Here is a 16,515-nt window from a genome sequence, read left to right as displayed (position 1 = left end):
CACCCTTTCAGGGTGTTCCCAGGTCGGGGCGGTTGACTGGGCCCCATGCAGCCTCAGAACCCCGAAGCACGCCTCCTGGTGGTGGACGACGAGCCCAACATCCGCGAGCTGCTCTCCACGTCCCTGCGCTACGCCGGCTTCGAGGTCACGGCCGCGGCCAACGGCCGGGAGGCCCTGGACGCCGCCGAGGAGTTCCAGCCGGACCTGGCCGTGCTGGACGTGATGCTCCCGGACATGGACGGCTTCACCGTGACCCGCCGCCTGCGCTCCGCCGGCCGTCACTTCCCCGTCGTGTTCCTCACCGCGCGGGACGGCACCGAGGACAAGATCACCGGCCTGACGGTCGGCGGTGACGACTACGTGACCAAGCCGTTCTCCCTCGACGAGGTGGTCGCCCGCATCCGCGCCGTGCTGCGCCGCACTGCCTCCCTCGACGACGACGACGCGGCGGTGCTGCGCGTGGACGATCTCGAGCTCGACGACGACGCGCACGAGGTCCGCCGCGGCGGCGAGGTCGTGGAGCTCTCCCCCACCGAGTTCAAGCTGCTGCGCTACCTCATGATGAACCCGAACCGGGTGCTCTCGAAGGCCCAGATCCTGGACCACGTGTGGGAGTACGACTTCAACGGGGACGCCTCGATCGTCGAGTCCTACATCTCCTACCTGCGCCGCAAGATCGACGTCGGCGGCCGCGAGAAGATGATCCACACCAAGCGCGGCGTCGGCTACATGCTCCGCACCGCGGACAAGCGCTGACGTGCGTGCGCGGCTCGACGCCGCGGCGGCCCGCGTCCGCCATCCGCGCGCCTGGCTGAGGGGCGCGTGGCAGGGGCAGTCCCTGCGCACCAAGCTGGTCGTGATGATCGCGGCGCTCATGCTGGCCCTGGTCGCCGTGACCGCCGTGGCGACCGCGGTGCTGTTCCGCCAGGAGGCGGTGCGCCAGCTGGACGAGGACATGGCCGCCAACCGGGACACCGTCTCGATGTACCTGGCCAACGTCGCCCAGACCGGCGAGTACTACATGCCGCAGCTGCCCATCCTGCGCTTCTACGGCGTCGTGTGGGACAACGAGGGCGCGCGGGTCGTCCAGACCCCGGTGATGCCGGGTGCGGACGAGCCGGCCCTGCCGGACATCACCCCGGCCGAGGCCCTGGAGCGCGGCTCCGCCTCCTTCGAGGTGCCCGGCACACAGCCGGACTCGAGCGGCTGGCGCGTGCAGCTGTACGGGCTCAGCAGCGGCGACGGCACCATGGCCGTGGCCCTGCCCCTGCAGAGCGTGACCTCCTCCGTCGAGCGCGTCACCTCGATCGTCGTGACCATCGGCCTGCTCGCGACGGCGGGCACCGTGATCGTGGCCAACCTGGCGGTCCAGCGCGCGTTCCGCACCCTGAACCGCGTGGAGCGCACCGCCGCCAAGATCGCCGCCGGCGACCTGAGCCAGCGCGTGGAGAGCGCGGCGCCCGACACCGAGGTGGGCCGGCTCTCCCGCTCCCTCAACGCCATGCTCGCGCACATCGAGTCCGCGTTCCGGGACAAGGAGATCTCCGAGGACAAGATGCGCCGATTCGTGCAGGACGCCTCCCACGAGCTGCGCACCCCCCTGGTCACCATCCGCGGATTCTCCGAGCTGTACCGGCACGGCGGGCTGCGCGAGGAGGAGGACGTCGCCGCCGCCATGCAGCGCATCGAGTCCGAGGCCACCCGCATGACCCGCCTCGTGGAGGACCTGCTCACCCTGGCCCGCCTCGACGAGCAGCGCCCCCTCGAGCACGCCCCGGTGGACCTGCTCATCCTCGCGATGGACTCCATGATGGACGCCTCCGTGAACGCCCCGGACCGCAAGGTCACCCTCGTGGGCCCCGACGGCGACCGGGCGGCCCCGGCGCCCATCCTCGGCGACGAGAACCGGATGCGCCAGGTGGTGGTGAACCTCATGGCCAACGCCCTGCGCTACACCCCCGCCGGCACCCCCATCGAGATCGCGGTCGGCACCGTCGACCACCTCGGCGGCCAGGCCGGGGCGGACGGCGCGGGCCGCAGCTCCGTGATCGAGATCCGTGACCACGGGCCGGGCGTGTCCGAGGAGGACCGCGCCCGCATCTTCGAGCGGTTCTACCGCGCGGACACCTCCCGGCACCGCGAGACGGGCGGCACGGGGCTCGGCCTGGCCATCGTCGCGGCGATCGTGGCCCAGCACGGCGGCTCCGTCCGGCTGCTGGAGACCGAGGGCGGCGGCGCCACCTTCTCCGTCCACCTGCCGTGGGCGCCGTTCGAGGACGAGGCGGACGAGGACGTCGAGGACGAGCGCCCGTCCGCGCAGGACACCGACGACGACGCGGCCGGTCCGCCCAGCGGCCCCCTCGCCCTGACCGCGCCGTCAGGAGCCGGCGCCAGCGCCGCGGACGCCGCCCGGCGCAGCCGCCTGCTGCGGGCGGCGGAGCGGTTCCGTCGCGCCTCGGCCGAGCGCCGCCGCCGGGTGTCTGCTCCTGCACAGGCGCCTCAGGCCGACGCCCCGTCCCCAGGCGGGGACGACCCGGCGGCCGGGCGCGACGCGCGTCCCTAGCGTGGTGCCCGGCGGCACCCGCCGCCCATCAGCACTCATCAGAGGGGACAGTCACATGAGCATCGTGCAGATCGACGTCGAGGACCTGCGGGCCAAGAGCGGGGCGGTGGAGGGCTCCATCGGCCGCCTCCAGGCGGAGGTGAGCACCATGGAGGCCAACCTGCGCCAGCTGCAGGACACCTGGCGCGGCCAGGCGGCCGCGAACTTCCAGGGCGTGCTCACCGAGTGGCGCGCCACCCAGCAGCGCGTGGAGGAGTCCCTGGCGGGCATCCGCCGCGCGATGGACGCCGCCGCCACCCAGTACCAGGACGCGGAGACCGCCAACGCCGCGATGTTCCGGTTCTGAGCGCCCGGCGCGGACCGGGGTGCGGCCGGCCGGCCGCGCCCCCGGTCCGCGCTTCCTAGAGTGGGGGCATGACCGTCCTGATCGACCCACCCGCGTGGCCCGCCCACGGCACCGTGTTCTCCCACCTCGTCTCCGACGCCTCCCTCGAGGAGCTCCACGCGTTCGCGCGGGCGGCGGGGCTCTCGGAGCGGGCCTTCGACCGGGACCACTACGACGTGCCCGCGCACCGACGTGCCGAGCTCGTGGCCCGCGGGGCGGTGCCCGTCAGCGGACGGGAGCTGGTGCGCCGCCTCGCCGCCTCGGGGCTGCGCGTGCCCGCCCGGAGCCGCGCCGAGAAGCGGGACGTGGTCCTCGCCCGGCGCTGGGCGCGGCTGTTCGAGGGCACGGCGGCGAGCCCAGATGCGGTGACGACGGCGGGTCGCGACCTGCTGGCCCGCTGGACGGAGCCGCATCGGCACTACCACGACCCGGCCCACCTGCTCGCGGTGCTCGAGTCCGTGGACCTGCTCGAGCGGGCGGGGGCGGAGACCGGACCGGATCCGCGTGCGGTCCGCCTGGCCGCGTGGTTCCACGACGCCGTCTACGCCGGGGACCCCACCGCGCCCGCCGGCCAGGACGAGGCGGACTCGGCCGCCCTGGCCCGGGACGTGCTCACCGATCCGCGGCTGGCCGTGCCGGCCGACGTCGTCGACGAGGTGGCACGCCTGGTGCTGCTCACCGCCGCCCACGACCCGGCCCCGCACGACGCGGCCGGGGCGGTGTTCTCGGACGCGGACCTCGAGGTCCTCGGCCGCTCCCCCGAGGCCTACGCCCGCTACGTGGCCGCGGTGCGGCGGGACTACGCGCACGTGTCCGACGCGGACTGGGCCCGCGGTCGCGGCGCGGTGCTGGACGCCCTGCTGGGCGCCGAGCGGCTGTATCGGACCGCGCCCGGCCGAGCGCGCTGGGAGGCCGCCGCCCGCCGCAATCTGGCGGCGGAACGAGCCGCGCTGTCGGCCTGAGCGGGGCGCCTCGGTGCTGGCCCGGAACGCGGCGAGGCCCGCCTCCCCGGACGGGGAGACGGGCCTCGCAGGCTGGGCGTCCGAACGGGTCGGGCCGGCTCAGCGGCTGATCACATCATGCCGCCCATGCCGCCCATCGGGTCCATGCCCTCGGCGCCGGCGGCGGCCTTCTCGGGCTTGTCCGCGACGACGGCCTCGGTGGTCAGGAACAGGCCCGCGATGGACGCGGCGTTCTGCAGGGCCGAGCGGGTCACCTTCACCGGGTCGTTGATGCCGGCGGCCAGCAGGTCCTCGTACTCGCCGGTGGCGGCGTTCAGGCCGTGGCCGTCGTCGAGGGTCTTGACCTTGTCCGCCACGACGCCGGGCTCCAGGCCCGCGTTGAAGGCGATCTGCTTCAGCGGGGCCTCGATGGCGACCTTGACGATGTTCGCGCCGGTGGCCTCGTCGCCCTCGAGCTGCAGGCCGCCGAACGCCTTGGCGCCGGCCTGGATCAGGGCCACGCCGCCGCCGGCGACGATGCCCTCCTCCACCGCGGCCTTGGCGTTGCGCACGGCGTCCTCGATGCGGTGCTTGCGCTCCTTGAGCTCCACCTCGGTGGCCGCGCCGGCCTTGATGACGGCCACGCCGCCGGCCAGCTTGGCGAGGCGCTCCTGCAGCTTCTCGCGGTCGTAGTCCGAGTCGGTGTTCTCGATCTCGGAGCGGATCTGTGCCACGCGGCCGGCGATCTGCTCGGCGTCGCCGGCACCCTCCACGATGGTGGTCTCGTCCTTGGTGATGACCACCTTGCGGGCGGAGCCCAGCAGGTCGAGGGTGGCGTTCTCCAGGGACAGGCCCACCTCGGAGGAGATGACCTGGCCGCCGGTGAGGATGGCGATGTCGGCGAGCATGGCCTTGCGGCGGTCACCGAAGCCCGGGGCCTTCACGGCCACGGACTTGAAGGTGCCGCGGATCTTGTTGACCACGAGGGTGGCCAGGGCCTCGCCCTCGACGTCCTCGGCGATGATCAGCAGCGGCTTGCCCGACTGCATGACCTTCTCGAGGATCGCCACCATGTCCTTCACGGAGGAGATCTTCGAGTTGACGATGAGGATGTAGGGATCCTCGAGGACGGCCTCCTGGCGGTCCGCGTCGGTCACGAAGTAACCGGAGATGTAGCCCTTGTCGAAGCGCATGCCCTCGGTGAGCTCGAGCTCGAGGCCGAAGGTGTTGGACTCCTCGACGGTGATGACGCCCTCCTTGCCGACCTTGTCCAGGGCCTCGGCGATGAGGGAGCCGATCTGCTTGTCCGCGGCGGAGATCGAGGCGGTGGCCGCGATCTGGTCCTTGGTCTCGATCTCGCGGGAGGCGGAGAGCAGCTCAGAGGTGACGGCCTCCACGGCCTTCTCGATGCCGCGCTTCAGGGACAGCGGGTCGGCGCCCGCGGCCACGTTGCGCAGGCCCTCGCGGACCAGCGCCTGGGCCAGCACGGTGGCGGTGGTGGTGCCGTCGCCGGCGACGTCGTCGGTCTTCTTGGCGACCTCCTTGACGAGCTCCGCGCCGATCTTCTCGTACGGGTCCTCGAGCTCGATCTCCTTGGCGATGGAGACGCCGTCGTTGGTGATGGTGGGGGCGCCCCACTTCTTCTCCAGCACCACGTTGCGGCCGCGGGGGCCGAGGGTCACCTTCACGGCGTCGGCCAGGGTGTTCAGGCCCTTCTCCAGGCCGCGGCGGGCCTCTTCGTCGAATGCGATGGTCTTGGCCATGTGCAGGTCCTTTCTGTACGTCGGCTTCCTACTTCTGGTGGCTGACCCGCGCCGATGCCCGCGACGGACGGCCCCTGGGGGCCTCATCGGTGGACAGGTCCTCCTCCACGGCGCCGGACCGACCGGGGTACGGCTGGCAGTCGCGCCTTCGGAGTGCTAACCCCATTATGAGCACTCGCACCGGGAGAGTGCAAAGGGTCCGCGGTGCGGGAGCCCGCTCTTCCGCGGACGGCGGACGGCCCCCGGCAGAACGCCTCGGGAGGCGCCCCGCCGGGGGGCCGGGAAGGGTGCGCGTCCGGCACGGCCGCACGGCGGGCGGGTCAGCCGGTGACGACCACCGCGACGCCGTTCACCTGCAGGTTCGGGGTCTGCATGACCGGGAAGCCGAGCTCCTTGCCGACCGCCTCGGCGGCGGCCTTGTTGGCCGAGCCGTTGTACAGGACGGTGGAGGACTGGATGCCGTAGCCGCTCCAGTTCTTCGCGTCCACCGAGGTGTAGCCGGCGCTCGTGAGCCGCTGCGCGTAGGAGGCGGCGAGGCCCTGGGTACGGGTCGCGTTGTACACGGTGACGTGGGTGCCGCGCACGGCCGCGGACTGCGCGGCCGCACGAGAGCTCGACGCGGCCGCGGACTGCGAGCGCGAGGCGTCCGCCGCGGCGGCCGAACGGGACGCGGCGGCGCGCGAGGACTCCGCCGCCTGGGCGGCCGAACGGGACGCGGCGGCGCGCGAGGACTCCGCCGCCTGGGCGGCCGCCGCCGACCGAGACGCCTCTGCGGACTGCGCGGCGGCCTCGGAACGCGAGGCCTCCGCCGCCTGTGCCGCGGCGGCGGCACGGGACGACTCGGCGGCCTCGGCGGCCTCGGCGGCGGCTCGAGAGGACTCGGCGGCCTCGGCGGCGGCCGCCTCCTGCGCCGCCCGCGAGGACTCGGCCGCGGCCGCGGAACGGGACGCCTCCGCCGCGTCCTCGGACGGGGTGGGGGACTCGGTCGCGGGTGCAGTCGACGCCGACGCGGAGGACGCCGAGGAGGACTCGGACGACGCCGACGCCGACGCCGACGTCGACGTCTCGGCCGCCGGGGCCGTCGTCGAGCTCTCGGCGGCGACGGGCTCCGAGCGGTCACCGGTGAGCCACGGCAGGACGACGCCCACGAACAGGCCGGCGAGCAGGACGAGGCCGGCCACCCAGAGCAGCGGGCTCAGGCGGCGACCCCCGCCCGTGGCGGTCGCGCCGGCGGCGGCGAAGGACTCGCGGTGCGCGCCGCGCTGGTCCGTGTACTCGGGGACCTCGTCGAAGCGGTCGGGCTGGTAGGCCATGGGTCAGTTCTCCTGGCGGGAAGCGGGCGTGGACGGCGCCGGATCCGCGGGTCCCCTCCGGGCCCGGCTGCGGGTGCCGCGCTTGCGCAGCAGCCGCGTGACCAGCAGGGGTCGGTAGGCCAGGGCGGCCTCACGGTCCAGCAGTCCGTTCAACACCTGATAATAGGCGGTCGGAGACAGCCCCAGACGCTCACGGACGGCGTGGTCCTTGGCCCCGCCGTACCGCCAGGTGTCGGCCTCCAGGTCCAGGACCGCACGCTCCAGGTCCGTCAGCTCGTCCCGCCGCGCCCCCGCGCGGGCACCCTCGTCCGGGGCCGGATCGGGCGAGACGGGCGTGGGGTGGGACATGGCGGCCACTGTACCCACCCGGTCTACCCTCGGGGCATGGAGTTCATCGCGCCCCTGGATCCGGGCTGGGAGGCGGCCCTCGCCCCGCAGGCCGCCGCGTTCGAGCAGGTCGGAGAGCGGCTGCGGGTCCGCCGGGCGGCCGGAGAGCAGGTGCTGCCGGCACCGGAGCACATCCTGCGGGCGTTCCGTCAGCCGTTCGCGGACGTCCGCGTCCTCGTGCTGGGCCAGGACCCCTACCCGACGCCGGGCCATCCGATCGGCCTGAGCTTCGCGGTGGACCGCCACGTGCGGCCGCTGCCCCGCTCCCTGGCCAACATCCACCGGGAGCTGCACGACGACCTCGGCATCACCCCGCCCGCCCACGGCGACCTCTCCGCGTGGACGGACCAGGGCGTGCTGCTGCTGAACCGCGCCCTCAGCGTGCGGGCCGGCGCACCCGGCAGCCACCGCGGCCTCGGCTGGGAGCAGATCACGGAGGCCGCGGTGCGGGCCCTCTGCGCGCGCGGCACCCCGCTCGTGGGGCTGCTGTGGGGAGCCGACGCGCGGCGCATGGCGCCGCTGCTGACGGCGGCGGGGGCCGGCGTCGTGGAGTCCCCGCATCCCTCGCCCCTGAGCGCCCACCGCGGGTTCTTCGGCTCCCGGCCGTTCAGCCGGGTGAACCGGCTCCTCGAGGCGGCCGGCGCGGCCCCGGTGGACTGGCGCCTGCCCGACTGAGCCGGGCCGCCGGTCAGCCGCGCTGGTGCATCACGAGTTCGGTGGGCAGCAGCGTGCCCATCCGGTCGGTGATCGGCTTGGCCAGGGTGTTGCCGAAGGCGACGCCGGCCGCGATCGCCACGACGATGACCGCGGCGTTGAACAGTCCCTCGACGCCCAGCAGCGTGGCCCCGGTCTCCACGGTGAACCCGTAGACGGACCGGAACATGGTGAGTCCGGGAAGCAGGAACAGCATGGACGGCAGGACGATCACGAGCGCCGGGGCCGCGAGCCGCTGGGCCACCAGGCGGCCGAGGAACCCGACCGCCGCCGCGGCGACCGCGGGCACCAGCCGGTCACTGACCCCGATCTGCTGCGCTGCCAGGTACGCGCCGAAGCCGGCCCCGGACACGAGACCGCAGGCCAGGATTTGCGGCCACCGCGACTGCTCCACCACCGCGTCCGCCATGCCCGCGGCCATCACGAGGCCCAGCAGCAGCAGCGGCGGATAGCTCAGCGTCCCCGCCTCGGCCAGGTCCAGCTGTTCGAATCCCACGAGATCCCCGATGCCCACGGCGATCATGATCCCGGCCATCACCCCGGCGAACACGAGCAGCGCGGAGAGGAAGCGGCCCGCGGCGGTCACCGGGAAGCCGTGGATGGCGTCCTGCACCGCGGTGACGAACCTCGCCGTGGGCAGGAGCATCATGATGCCGCCGGCGATCACCAGCGCCGGGTTGACCGGCAGGTCGAGGGCGTGGGCCATCAGCGCGATCACCGTGGCCGTGATCGCCCCGAACATCGTGGAGAAGATCTCCGGGAAGCGCGCCTTGTCCGCCTGGACCTTGAGCCAGAAGACCAGCCAGGTGGAGACCATGCCCAGGGCCGCGCCCGTCCAGGTCCCGCCGATGAACGGCACGAAGCAGGCCACGAACACGCCGGAGAAGAGGACCTCGAAGACGGCGGGGAACGGCTTGGGCTGATGCCGGATCTCCACGAGCCGGCGCTGGGCCTCGGCCCGGTCCACCTCGCCCGCGGCGATCTCCTCGACGAGCCGGTGGACGGCCACGAGCCCCTCGAAGTTCACCGAGGACGAGCGGACCACCCGCTGGAGGGTGAACGGGGCCTCGCCGCGTGAGGAGTCGGGCGCGTAGTTCAGGGAGATGGACTGGTTGGTCAGGTCCACCTCGGTCTCGAGGATCCCGTAGGCCTGCGTGGCCACGATGATCGAGGTCTCCACGTCCAGCGAGGCCGCGCCGAAGCTGAACATCGTCTCGCCCAGCTTGAGCGCGAAGTCCAGGGTCGTGCGGGCCTCAAGGGCCTGCGCCTCCGCGCGGCGCTGCTGCAGCGTGGAGCGCATGCGGCGCCCGTACGGCGAGGAGTGCAGGCGGTCGGCCAGCACGAGCGCCTGCGTCGGCAGGTTCTCGACGAAGACCTCGCGGGAGCGCCGGCCGCGCCGACGCCCGCGCTTCTCGGGCGGACCCGCGGGGACCACCGGGTCCGGGACGGTGATGTCCGGCTCGGGGATCACATCCGGGGCGGGCAGGGCGCCGTCGGCCTCCGCGGGCGCCAGGACGGAGGTGGGCACCTGCTCGGACAGCGGCGGCTCGGTCAGGGGCGCGTCCGCGGCCGGCTCCGGCAGCGTCTCCGCCTCCGGCTCGGCCGATTCCTCCGGCTGCGGCTCCGGCGCCGAGACCGGATCGGCGGCGGCGGGGCGGACCACGGGCGGCAGCGGCTCCGTCGGCTCGACGGCGACCGCGGCCGGGTGGGCCGACTCCGCCGGGTCGAGGTCGAGCAGGCCGGGGTCCTCCGGGTCGAGCGTGAGGTCGCCGACAGCGGCGGCGTCCTCGGCGCCGGCCGGGCGCAGCACGGGGATGAGCGTGGGGACGGCCGGGGGCTCCGCGATGCGGGGGTCGAACCGCGCCGGCTCCTGGGTGCCCTCCTGCTCCATGCGGCTCACCCTCTCCTTCCGTGTGCGGGCGCTGGACGCGCCACGGCGGTGGGCCGAGCCCCGCCGACGCGTCCATCCAACCACGCCGGCACCTCCCCCGCCGGGGCCGTCGGCACCGCGGCCCGGGGACGCGAAAGGGCCCTCCCGGAGGAGGGCCCTGCTGCGGTGGATCTTACTGGACTCGAACCAGCGACCTCTCGCGTGTGAAGCGAACGCTCTAACCAACTGAGCTAAAGATCCGGGCGTCGCCCCATGGGGGTGACAACTCGAAGAACGATACCTCAGGCGGCGCCGCCTGTCCACCCGGGCGACGGCCACCCCGCGCACGGCGGAGCGGCCATCGAGAGCCGACGAGCACGTCAGGCGTCGGTCAGCGTGGCGCCGGGCTCGAAACCGCCCTGGGCGACCAACGAGGTCCCGGCGCCCGGGGCGGGCTCCGGTCAGGAGCTGCCACCGAGGGAGGAGACCGCCCTGGCGGCGTCCGCCAGGCCGGCGCCGCAGCCCGCGGAGCAGGACACGGGCATGGACCGGGCCGTGGACCTGAGGGTGGACTCGACCTGGGCCGGGGTGAGGCTCGGCCGCTCGGCCAGCAGCAGGGCGGCCAGGCCCGCGACGTGCGGGGTGGCCATCGAGGTGCCGTTGTAGGCGGCGTGGCCGGCCGTCGTCGGGGTGGTGGCGCCGTTGTTCACGGTCGAGATGATGTTCGCGCCCGGGGCGGTCACGTCCACGGCGGAGCCGTAGTTCGAGAACGAGGCGCGGGCGCCCTGCGAGGTGGAGGCGGCCACCACGATGGTGTTCCGGCAGTTGGCCGGGCGCACGTTGGCGGCGGGCTGGTTCTCGTTGCCCGCCGCCACGACGACGGGCACGCCGCGGGAGACGGCCGCGTTGATCGCGTTCTGGTAGGTGGTGCCGCACGTGCCGGAGCCGCCGAGGGACATGTTGATGACGTCCGCCGGGTTCGGGTTGGCCGGCACGCCCGCCACGGTGCCGCCGGCGGCCCACACGACCGCGTCGGCGATGTCGGACAGCGAACCGCCGCACTTGCCGAGCACGCGGATGGGCTGGATCTTCGCGTTCGGGGCCACGCCGACGACACCCTGGGAGTCGGCCACGGCCGCGACGGTGCCCGCCACGTGGGTGCCGTGCCACGAGGAGTCGGAGGCACCGGCGGTGCCGCACTCGCCGGCGGCGTACCAGTCGCCCTCGTCGCGCGGGTTGGAGTCGCGGCCCCCGCCGTCGCGCGCCGCCCTGCCGTCGGAGATGAAGTCGTAGCCGGGCACGACGTTGCGGTCGAGGTCCGGGTGGGAGGTGATGCCGGTGTCGATGACGGCCACGGTCGCACCGGAGCCCGTCGTGCGGTCCCACGCCCCGGGGACCCGCATGCCGTGGGTGCCGGTGAAGCCCCACTGCTGCGAGTAGAGGGCGTCCACGGGACTCAGGCCGGTGGCGGTGAGGATGGCGTCCGGCTCCACAGCCTCGACCGCCCCGGAGGCCTTCAGGTCGGCCATGAACTTCGCGGACTCGGCCTGATCCAGCTTGCGGTCCGCCTTGACCACGCGGGAGCCGAGCGCGGTCTCACGCAGCTCCTTCACGGAGACGCCGGCCTCCTTCGCGGCCTTGCCCCAGGCGTTGGCTCGGCCCTTCGCGTGGGCGGTGGCGGCGGTCTCCTTGTAGGTGACGATGAAGGAGTCGTAGCCGTCGGCGTTCGGGTCCTCGACCTGCGCCGCCGCCAGGGGCGAGGCGGCGGTCGGGGTGGCTGCCGGTGCGGCGGGGGCGTCGCCGGAGGGGGCCGCGAGCGCGGGGGACGAGGTCAGGGTCCCGCCGGCGAGGACGGCGCCGGCCACGAGGGCGCCGATGCGGCGGCGGGTGCTGCGGAGTGGGGAGGACTGCACGGGATCTCCTCGGAGTTCTGGGCCACCGGACGCGGGTGCCCGAGGGGCTCGGGCCGGGGTGACTGGGATCACGGTAAGGTCACGATTCCGTCACGACGAGGCCCAGGGTCGAAGTCTGGCGGATGGTCGAGGCATCTCTGGCGGATCCGCCAGCCAAGCCCGGCGGATGGCCACGGGCGCGCACAGCGGCGCCCCAGCGTCGGCCCGCGCCGGACACGACGACGGCGCCGCGCCCTCCCGGCGGAGGTGCGCGGCGCCGTCGGGCCCGCGGTGGGGTGGAGCCCCCTGCCGGATTCGAACCGGCGACCTGCTGTTTACAAGGCAGCTGCTCTGGCCAGCTGAGCTAAGGAGGCCTGCGGCCGGCGCCCGGGGCGCCGCGGCCGGCCCTTCCAGCGTACAAGGCCCGGGCGGACGGCGCGGGGCGCCCCCTGCGTGGGGACGCCCCGCGGACCTCGGCGACGGGTCAGCCGGGTCAGCCGGCGATCTTGGCGCCCGCCCAATCGGCGAAGGTCTTGTCCTCGCCGTCGAGGGCCCAGTTCTTCCCGTCCACGAACACGGTGGGGGTGCCGGCCACGCCGGCGACGCGCGCCTGGCGGGTGGTGTGCTCGACCGCGGAGCGGAACGTGCCGTCCTCGACGCAGGAGGCGATGTCCGCGCCGTGCTCCTGCGCGAGCTGCGTGATCGCCGCGTTGTCCAGGCCCTTGCCCTGGTGCTCGTCGTAGGTGGCGAACAGGGCGGCCACGAAGCCGTTGTAGGCCTCGGGCTTCTGGTCCGCCACGCAGTACGCGGCGTTGGCGGCGCGGGCCGAGTAGTTCTGGTTGTTCGGGGCGCTCAGGTAGTCCACCATCCGGTACTCGACCGTGGCCTCGCCCTGTTCGAGCCACTGCTCGATCTGGTCCGCGTTGGAGGTCTCGAAGTCCGCGCAGTGCACGCAGTTGAAGTCCGCGTAGAGCACGATCCGCGTCGGCTCGCCGTCCGCCCGGGCCTCGGTGTCCGGCAGGGTCTCGGGCTGGGAGCTCGCGGACTGCTTCGGCACCTCGATCCTCGAGGGGTCGACCTCGCGTTCTCCCGCGCCCTCCGCCAGGCCCGTGGCCGAGGTCAACTCGATGCCGCCCTGCTCGTTCGTCACGGCGGGGATGGGGCCGGCGGCCGCGGCGTCGTCGCCGTTGCGGTTGAGCACGAACGCGACGACGAGGCCGATCACGAGCACCGCCGCGAGGACCGAGCCCCAGATGACGCCGGTGCGGCGGCGGCGGTCCTTCCTGCGCTGCTCCTCCTGGATCTGGCGGGCACGCGCACGGGCGTCCTTCGCCGAGGTGTGCGAGCCTGACGTGTTCCGGGCCAAGGGTCCTCCTCGTGGGGCAGTCGGTCCGGGTCGAGCACCGGAGCCGGCGGGCAGCGGGCGCGCCGCGCCAGGCGAGCATAGCGGCCCTGTCTGGAAGGATCGTGACCATGGACACCGTCGAGACCCCCTCCCCCGTCGATCGACTGACCATCACGGGGGCCCCCTCGGGGGACGCCTCCGAGGACCCGGCGACGTCGCTGCTCGCCCTGCCCTGGGCGCTCCCCCTCGAGACGTGGCCGCGTGAGGTGCTGGCGGCTCTGCCGCGGGGCATCTCCCGTCACGTGGTGCGCTTCGCCCGCATGGGCGGGGGCATCGTGGCGGTGAAGGAGACCACGGAGGAGCTCGCGTTCCACGAGTACCGGCTGCTGCGCCGGCTCGAGCGGGGCCCCGCGCCGTCGGTGGTGCCGGTGGCCGTGGTCACCGGGCGCACCCACGACGACGGCACGCCGCTGCCCGCCGCCCTCGTCACCCGGCACCTGCGCTTCTCCCTGCCGTACCGCGCCGTGTTCTCGGAGCGCCTCGAGCGCCGCACCCTCGTGCGGCTCATGGACGCGCTGGCGACGCTGCTCGTGGAACTGCACCTCGAGGGGTTCATCTGGGGTGACGTCTCCCTGTCCAACGTCCTGTTCCGGCGGGACGCGGGCGGGTTCGCCGCTCACCTGGTGGACGCCGAGACCGGCGAGCTGCGGGAGCGGCTGTCCAACGGCCAGCGCGAGCACGACCTGGACGTGGCCGCCGTGAACGTGGGCGGCGAGCTGCTGGACCTGCAGGCCAGCGGGCTGCTGGACCCGGAGGTGGACCCCGTCACCACGCCGGACCTGCTCGTGGCGTCCTACCGACGGCTGTGGGACGAGCTGACCGAGCCTCTGCTGTTCCCCCGCGCCGAGCCGTGGCGCCTGGACCGCCGCGTCCGCCGCCTGCAGGAGCTCGGGTTCGAGCTGGCCGAGTACTCACTGCGCGCCGCCGACGCCCCCGGGATGATGATCGCCCGGCCCGTCGAGATCCACGCGGGCTACCACCGCCGTCGGCTGACCCGCCTCACGGGACTCGAAGTCCAGGAGAACCAGGCCCGGCGGCTGCTCGTCGACATCGAGGCCGCCCGCCGGGAGTGGGACCCGTACATGGACATCGAGAGCGCGGCGCACCGCTGGGTGGTGGAGGTGTTCGACCCCGTGGTCCACTCGGTGCCCCTCGAGCTGCGGGCCAAGCTCGAGCCCGCCGAGGTGATGCACCAGCTCCTCGAGCACCGCTGGTACCTCTCCGAGGCCCGCGGCCAGGCCGTGCCCCTGCAGGAGGCGGTGGACTCCTACGTGGACACGGTGCTGCGGACCCGCCGCGACGAGGACGCGGTGGCGCTGCACCCCACGACCACCATGCTGCGCGCCGTCCCACCCGCGGACGCGGACTGACGCCGGCCGCGGCTCAGCGGCGCAGGAGCAGGAAGCCGGGGGCCGGGACCGCCGCCGGCACCGCGCCGGGGCCGAGGGGGCCGTCGTCGCCGTGGCCGGCGAGGAGCTCGGCCCGCGTCAGGCCCGCGGGCACGGGCAGCGGCTCCGCGCCGAGGGCGACGAGCAGGATGACGTCGGCGTCCTCGCCGGCGCGGGTGAGGCGCACGTGGCGCCGGGCCGCGTCCACCTCGGCCCGGACGCGGTCGCGGCGAGGGTCGGTGAGCTGGGGCAGCGTGCGGCGCAGGCCGATCAGGGTGCGGTAGGCGGCGAGCACGCGCGCCCCGCGGCCGTGGCCGTCCGCGCCGCCCGCGGCCTCCGCCCAGTCCAGCACCGCCGCGTCCCGCGTGGCGGAGTCCTGCGGGTCGGGGACGTCGGCCGGGTCCCAGCCGTGGGCAGCGAACTCGCGGCGACGTCCCTGCCGGACGGCGTCCCCGAGCTCGGGCTCGCGGAACGAGGTGAAGAACGGCCACGGCGTCGAGGCCGCGAACTCCTCCCCCATGAAGAGCATCGGCACGTGCGGGCCGGTCAGCAGCAGGGCGGCCTCGGCCGCGAGCGCGCCCTCGGACAGGGCGGCCGCGGTGCGGTCGCCGCCGGCGCGGTTGCCCACCTGGTCATGGTTCTGGATGCTGGCCACCCACGCATGGTTGGGGAGGGCGTCCGGCACGGGGCGCCCGTGGTCGCGGCCGCGGAAGGTGGATCGGGTGCCGTCGTGGAAGTAGGTGCGCTCCATGACCTTGGCCACCGCCTCCAGCGGGGCGAAGTCCGCGTAGTAGCCGTGGGTCTCCCCCGTCGCGGCCACGTGCAGGGCGTGGTGGACGTCGTCGTTCCAGGCCGCGGCGAGGCCGAGCCCGCCGGCCTCGCGGGGCAGCACCAGACGCGGGTCGTTGAGGTCGGACTCGGCCACGAGGGGCACGGGTCGGCCGGCACGGGCCGCGATCCCGTCCGCGAGCGCGGCCATCTCCTCGAGCAGGTGCACGGCGCGGGCGTCCCGCAGGGCGTGCACCGCGTCGAGGCGCAGCCCGTCCACGCGCATCTCCTCGAGCCAGAAGCGGACGTTGTCCAGGACGAGCCGGCGCACCTCGTCCGAGTCGGCGCCGTCCAGGTTCAGGCCGTCGCCCCAGCCGGTGCCGCCCTGACCCAGATACGGCCCGAACACCTGCAGGTAGTTGCCGGAGGGGCCCAGGTGGTTGTGCACGACGTCCTGGACCACGCCGAGGCCGGCGGCGTGGGCGGCGGCCACGAAGCGGCGGTAGGCGGCGGGGCCGCCGTAGGACTCGTCGACGGCGAACCACGCCACCCCGTCGTAGCCCCAGTTCCGAGGGCCGGAGAAGGAGTTCACGGGCAGCAGCTCGACGTGGGTGACCCCGAGGTCCCTCAGGTGCGGCAGGCGGGCGATGGCGGCGTCGAGGGTCCCCTCCGCCGTGAAGGTCCCCACGTGCAGCTCGTAGAGGACGGCGCCGCGCAGGCCGCCGCCCTGGGGCGCGGCCGGATCGGACTCCACCCCGGGCGGCCCGGCCCAGCCCTCGTCCGGCCACGCGAAGACGCGGCCGGCGACGTCGCGGCGGGAGGGCCCGTGGACCGTGTCGGGCTGGCGGCGGGAGCGGGGGTCCGGCACGGGGTCCGCCCCGTCCACGCGGTAGCCGTAGCCGGGGTCGGCCGGCGGCTGGGCGGCGTCGAGGCCAAGGGCGGCCAGCGGGTCCTCCGTGGGCGTCCACCAGCCTCCGGCGGCGGGGGCCATGGCCACGACGGCGGCGACGGGCCAGCGGTCCTCGGCGTCGTGCAGGGCGCCGGGCTCGGTGTCGACGAGGACGAGGTCGACGCTCTCGGCGTGCGGCGCCCAGACGGCGTAGGGGATGGCGCGCGCGGCGTCGAC

At 74.4% G+C, this 16,515-nt stretch carries 13 protein-coding genes and 2 tRNA genes; 6 read left to right on the top strand and 9 right to left on the bottom strand.

Translation table 11 applies throughout. The features are described from left to right. Positions 1-45 precede the first annotated feature (45 nt). The 4 genes from QL983_RS01120 to QL983_RS01105 all read left to right on the top strand — a co-directional run bounded on the left by QL983_RS01120 (position 46) and on the right by QL983_RS01105 (position 3,910). Positions 46-756: a response regulator transcription factor gene (locus tag QL983_RS01120; protein ID WP_041103075.1), complete on the top strand. Its 711-nt coding sequence runs from the start codon at positions 46-48 to the stop codon at positions 754-756. Between the two features lies 1 nt (position 757). Beyond that, the gene (locus tag QL983_RS01115; RefSeq protein WP_041103078.1) at positions 758-2,563 is read left to right on the top strand and encodes a HAMP domain-containing sensor histidine kinase; all 1,806 of its coding nucleotides are present in this window, start codon (positions 758-760) and stop codon (positions 2,561-2,563) included. A gap of 55 nt (positions 2,564-2,618) precedes the next feature. Further along, positions 2,619-2,909: a WXG100 family type VII secretion target gene (locus QL983_RS01110; protein WP_010079419.1), complete on the top strand. Its 291-nt coding sequence runs from the start codon at positions 2,619-2,621 to the stop codon at positions 2,907-2,909. Positions 2,910-2,977: 68 nt separating this feature from the next. Beyond that, entirely contained in the window at positions 2,978-3,910 is a 933-nt protein-coding gene (locus QL983_RS01105; RefSeq protein WP_041103081.1) for a DUF4031 domain-containing protein, read from the top strand. Between the two features lie 110 nt (positions 3,911-4,020). Here the strand turns inward: QL983_RS01105 and groL are convergent, their stop codons facing one another. From groL to QL983_RS01090, 3 genes are all read right to left on the bottom strand, one after another. Then, positions 4,021-5,652, bottom strand: coding sequence for a chaperonin GroEL (gene groL, locus QL983_RS01100; RefSeq protein WP_041103083.1), 1,632 nt, complete (start codon positions 5,650-5,652; stop codon positions 4,021-4,023). 320 nt (positions 5,653-5,972) lie between these two features. Continuing rightward, positions 5,973-6,965, bottom strand: coding sequence for a LytR C-terminal domain-containing protein (locus QL983_RS01095; protein ID WP_041103085.1), 993 nt, complete (start codon positions 6,963-6,965; stop codon positions 5,973-5,975). Between the two features lie 3 nt (positions 6,966-6,968). After that, entirely contained in the window at positions 6,969-7,313 is a 345-nt protein-coding gene (locus QL983_RS01090) for a DUF3263 domain-containing protein (RefSeq protein ID WP_230278137.1), read from the bottom strand. 36 nt (positions 7,314-7,349) lie between these two features. Between QL983_RS01090 and QL983_RS01085 the strand changes: the two genes are divergently transcribed. Next, positions 7,350-8,027 (top strand): uracil-DNA glycosylase, encoded by a 678-nt coding sequence (locus QL983_RS01085; RefSeq protein WP_041103087.1) that lies wholly within the window; start codon positions 7,350-7,352, stop codon positions 8,025-8,027. 13 nt (positions 8,028-8,040) lie between these two features. Here QL983_RS01085 and QL983_RS01080 read toward each other — a convergent pair whose 3' ends face one another. From QL983_RS01080 to QL983_RS01060, 5 genes are all read right to left on the bottom strand, one after another. Continuing rightward, the gene (locus tag QL983_RS01080) at positions 8,041-9,957 is read right to left on the bottom strand and encodes a threonine/serine exporter family protein (RefSeq protein ID WP_041103089.1); all 1,917 of its coding nucleotides are present in this window, start codon (positions 9,955-9,957) and stop codon (positions 8,041-8,043) included. Between the two features lie 166 nt (positions 9,958-10,123). Continuing rightward, positions 10,124-10,197 (bottom strand) — tRNA-Val (locus QL983_RS01075). Between the two features lie 200 nt (positions 10,198-10,397). Further along, on the bottom strand, positions 10,398-11,849 hold the full coding sequence (locus QL983_RS01070; RefSeq protein WP_225348292.1) for a S8 family peptidase: 1,452 nt from the start codon (positions 11,847-11,849) through the stop codon (positions 10,398-10,400). A gap of 276 nt (positions 11,850-12,125) precedes the next feature. Next, a tRNA-Thr gene (locus tag QL983_RS01065) sits at positions 12,126-12,202 on the bottom strand. A 119-nt stretch (positions 12,203-12,321) separates the two neighbouring features. Continuing rightward, positions 12,322-13,194, bottom strand: coding sequence for a thioredoxin domain-containing protein (locus QL983_RS01060; protein ID WP_036315925.1), 873 nt, complete (start codon positions 13,192-13,194; stop codon positions 12,322-12,324). A gap of 107 nt (positions 13,195-13,301) precedes the next feature. Here QL983_RS01060 and QL983_RS01055 point away from each other — a divergent pair, with 107 nt between their 5' ends. Continuing rightward, entirely contained in the window at positions 13,302-14,603 is a 1,302-nt protein-coding gene (locus QL983_RS01055) for a DUF4032 domain-containing protein (protein ID WP_041103091.1), read from the top strand. A gap of 13 nt (positions 14,604-14,616) precedes the next feature. Here the strand turns inward: QL983_RS01055 and treZ are convergent. After that, positions 14,617-16,515 (bottom strand): malto-oligosyltrehalose trehalohydrolase (gene treZ / locus QL983_RS01050; RefSeq protein WP_290151117.1); only part of this gene is annotated, 1,899 nt, incomplete at its 5' end.

The sequence above is a fragment of the Micrococcus sp. APC 4021 genome (assembly GCF_030407635.1).
In the GTDB taxonomy this organism is placed as follows: domain Bacteria; phylum Actinomycetota; class Actinomycetes; order Actinomycetales; family Micrococcaceae; genus Micrococcus; species Micrococcus luteus.
The sequence above is the reverse complement of the archived record's forward strand: the minus strand, read 5'-3'. Positions and strand labels throughout refer to the sequence as shown.

Bases quoted from the DNA above. Each gene is read 5' to 3' on its own strand.
- QL983_RS01120 (WP_041103075.1), top strand. From the start codon at position 46: ATGCAGCCTCAGAACCCCGAAGCACGCCTCCTGGTGGTGGACGACGAG.
- QL983_RS01110 (WP_010079419.1), top strand. From the start codon at position 2,619: ATGAGCATCGTGCAGATCGACGTCGAGGACCTGCGGGCCAAGAGCGGG.
- QL983_RS01105 (WP_041103081.1), top strand. From the start codon at position 2,978: ATGACCGTCCTGATCGACCCACCCGCGTGGCCCGCCCACGGCACCGTG.
- groL (WP_041103083.1), bottom strand. From the start codon at position 5,652: ATGGCCAAGACCATCGCATTCGACGAAGAGGCCCGCCGCGGCCTGGAG.
- QL983_RS01095 (WP_041103085.1), bottom strand. From the start codon at position 6,965: ATGGCCTACCAGCCCGACCGCTTCGACGAGGTCCCCGAGTACACGGAC.
- QL983_RS01090 (WP_230278137.1), bottom strand. From the start codon at position 7,313: ATGTCCCACCCCACGCCCGTCTCGCCCGATCCGGCCCCGGACGAGGGT.
- QL983_RS01085 (WP_041103087.1), top strand. From the start codon at position 7,350: ATGGAGTTCATCGCGCCCCTGGATCCGGGCTGGGAGGCGGCCCTCGCC.
- QL983_RS01080 (WP_041103089.1), bottom strand. From the start codon at position 9,957: ATGGAGCAGGAGGGCACCCAGGAGCCGGCGCGGTTCGACCCCCGCATC.
- QL983_RS01055 (WP_041103091.1), top strand. From the start codon at position 13,302: ATGGACACCGTCGAGACCCCCTCCCCCGTCGATCGACTGACCATCACG.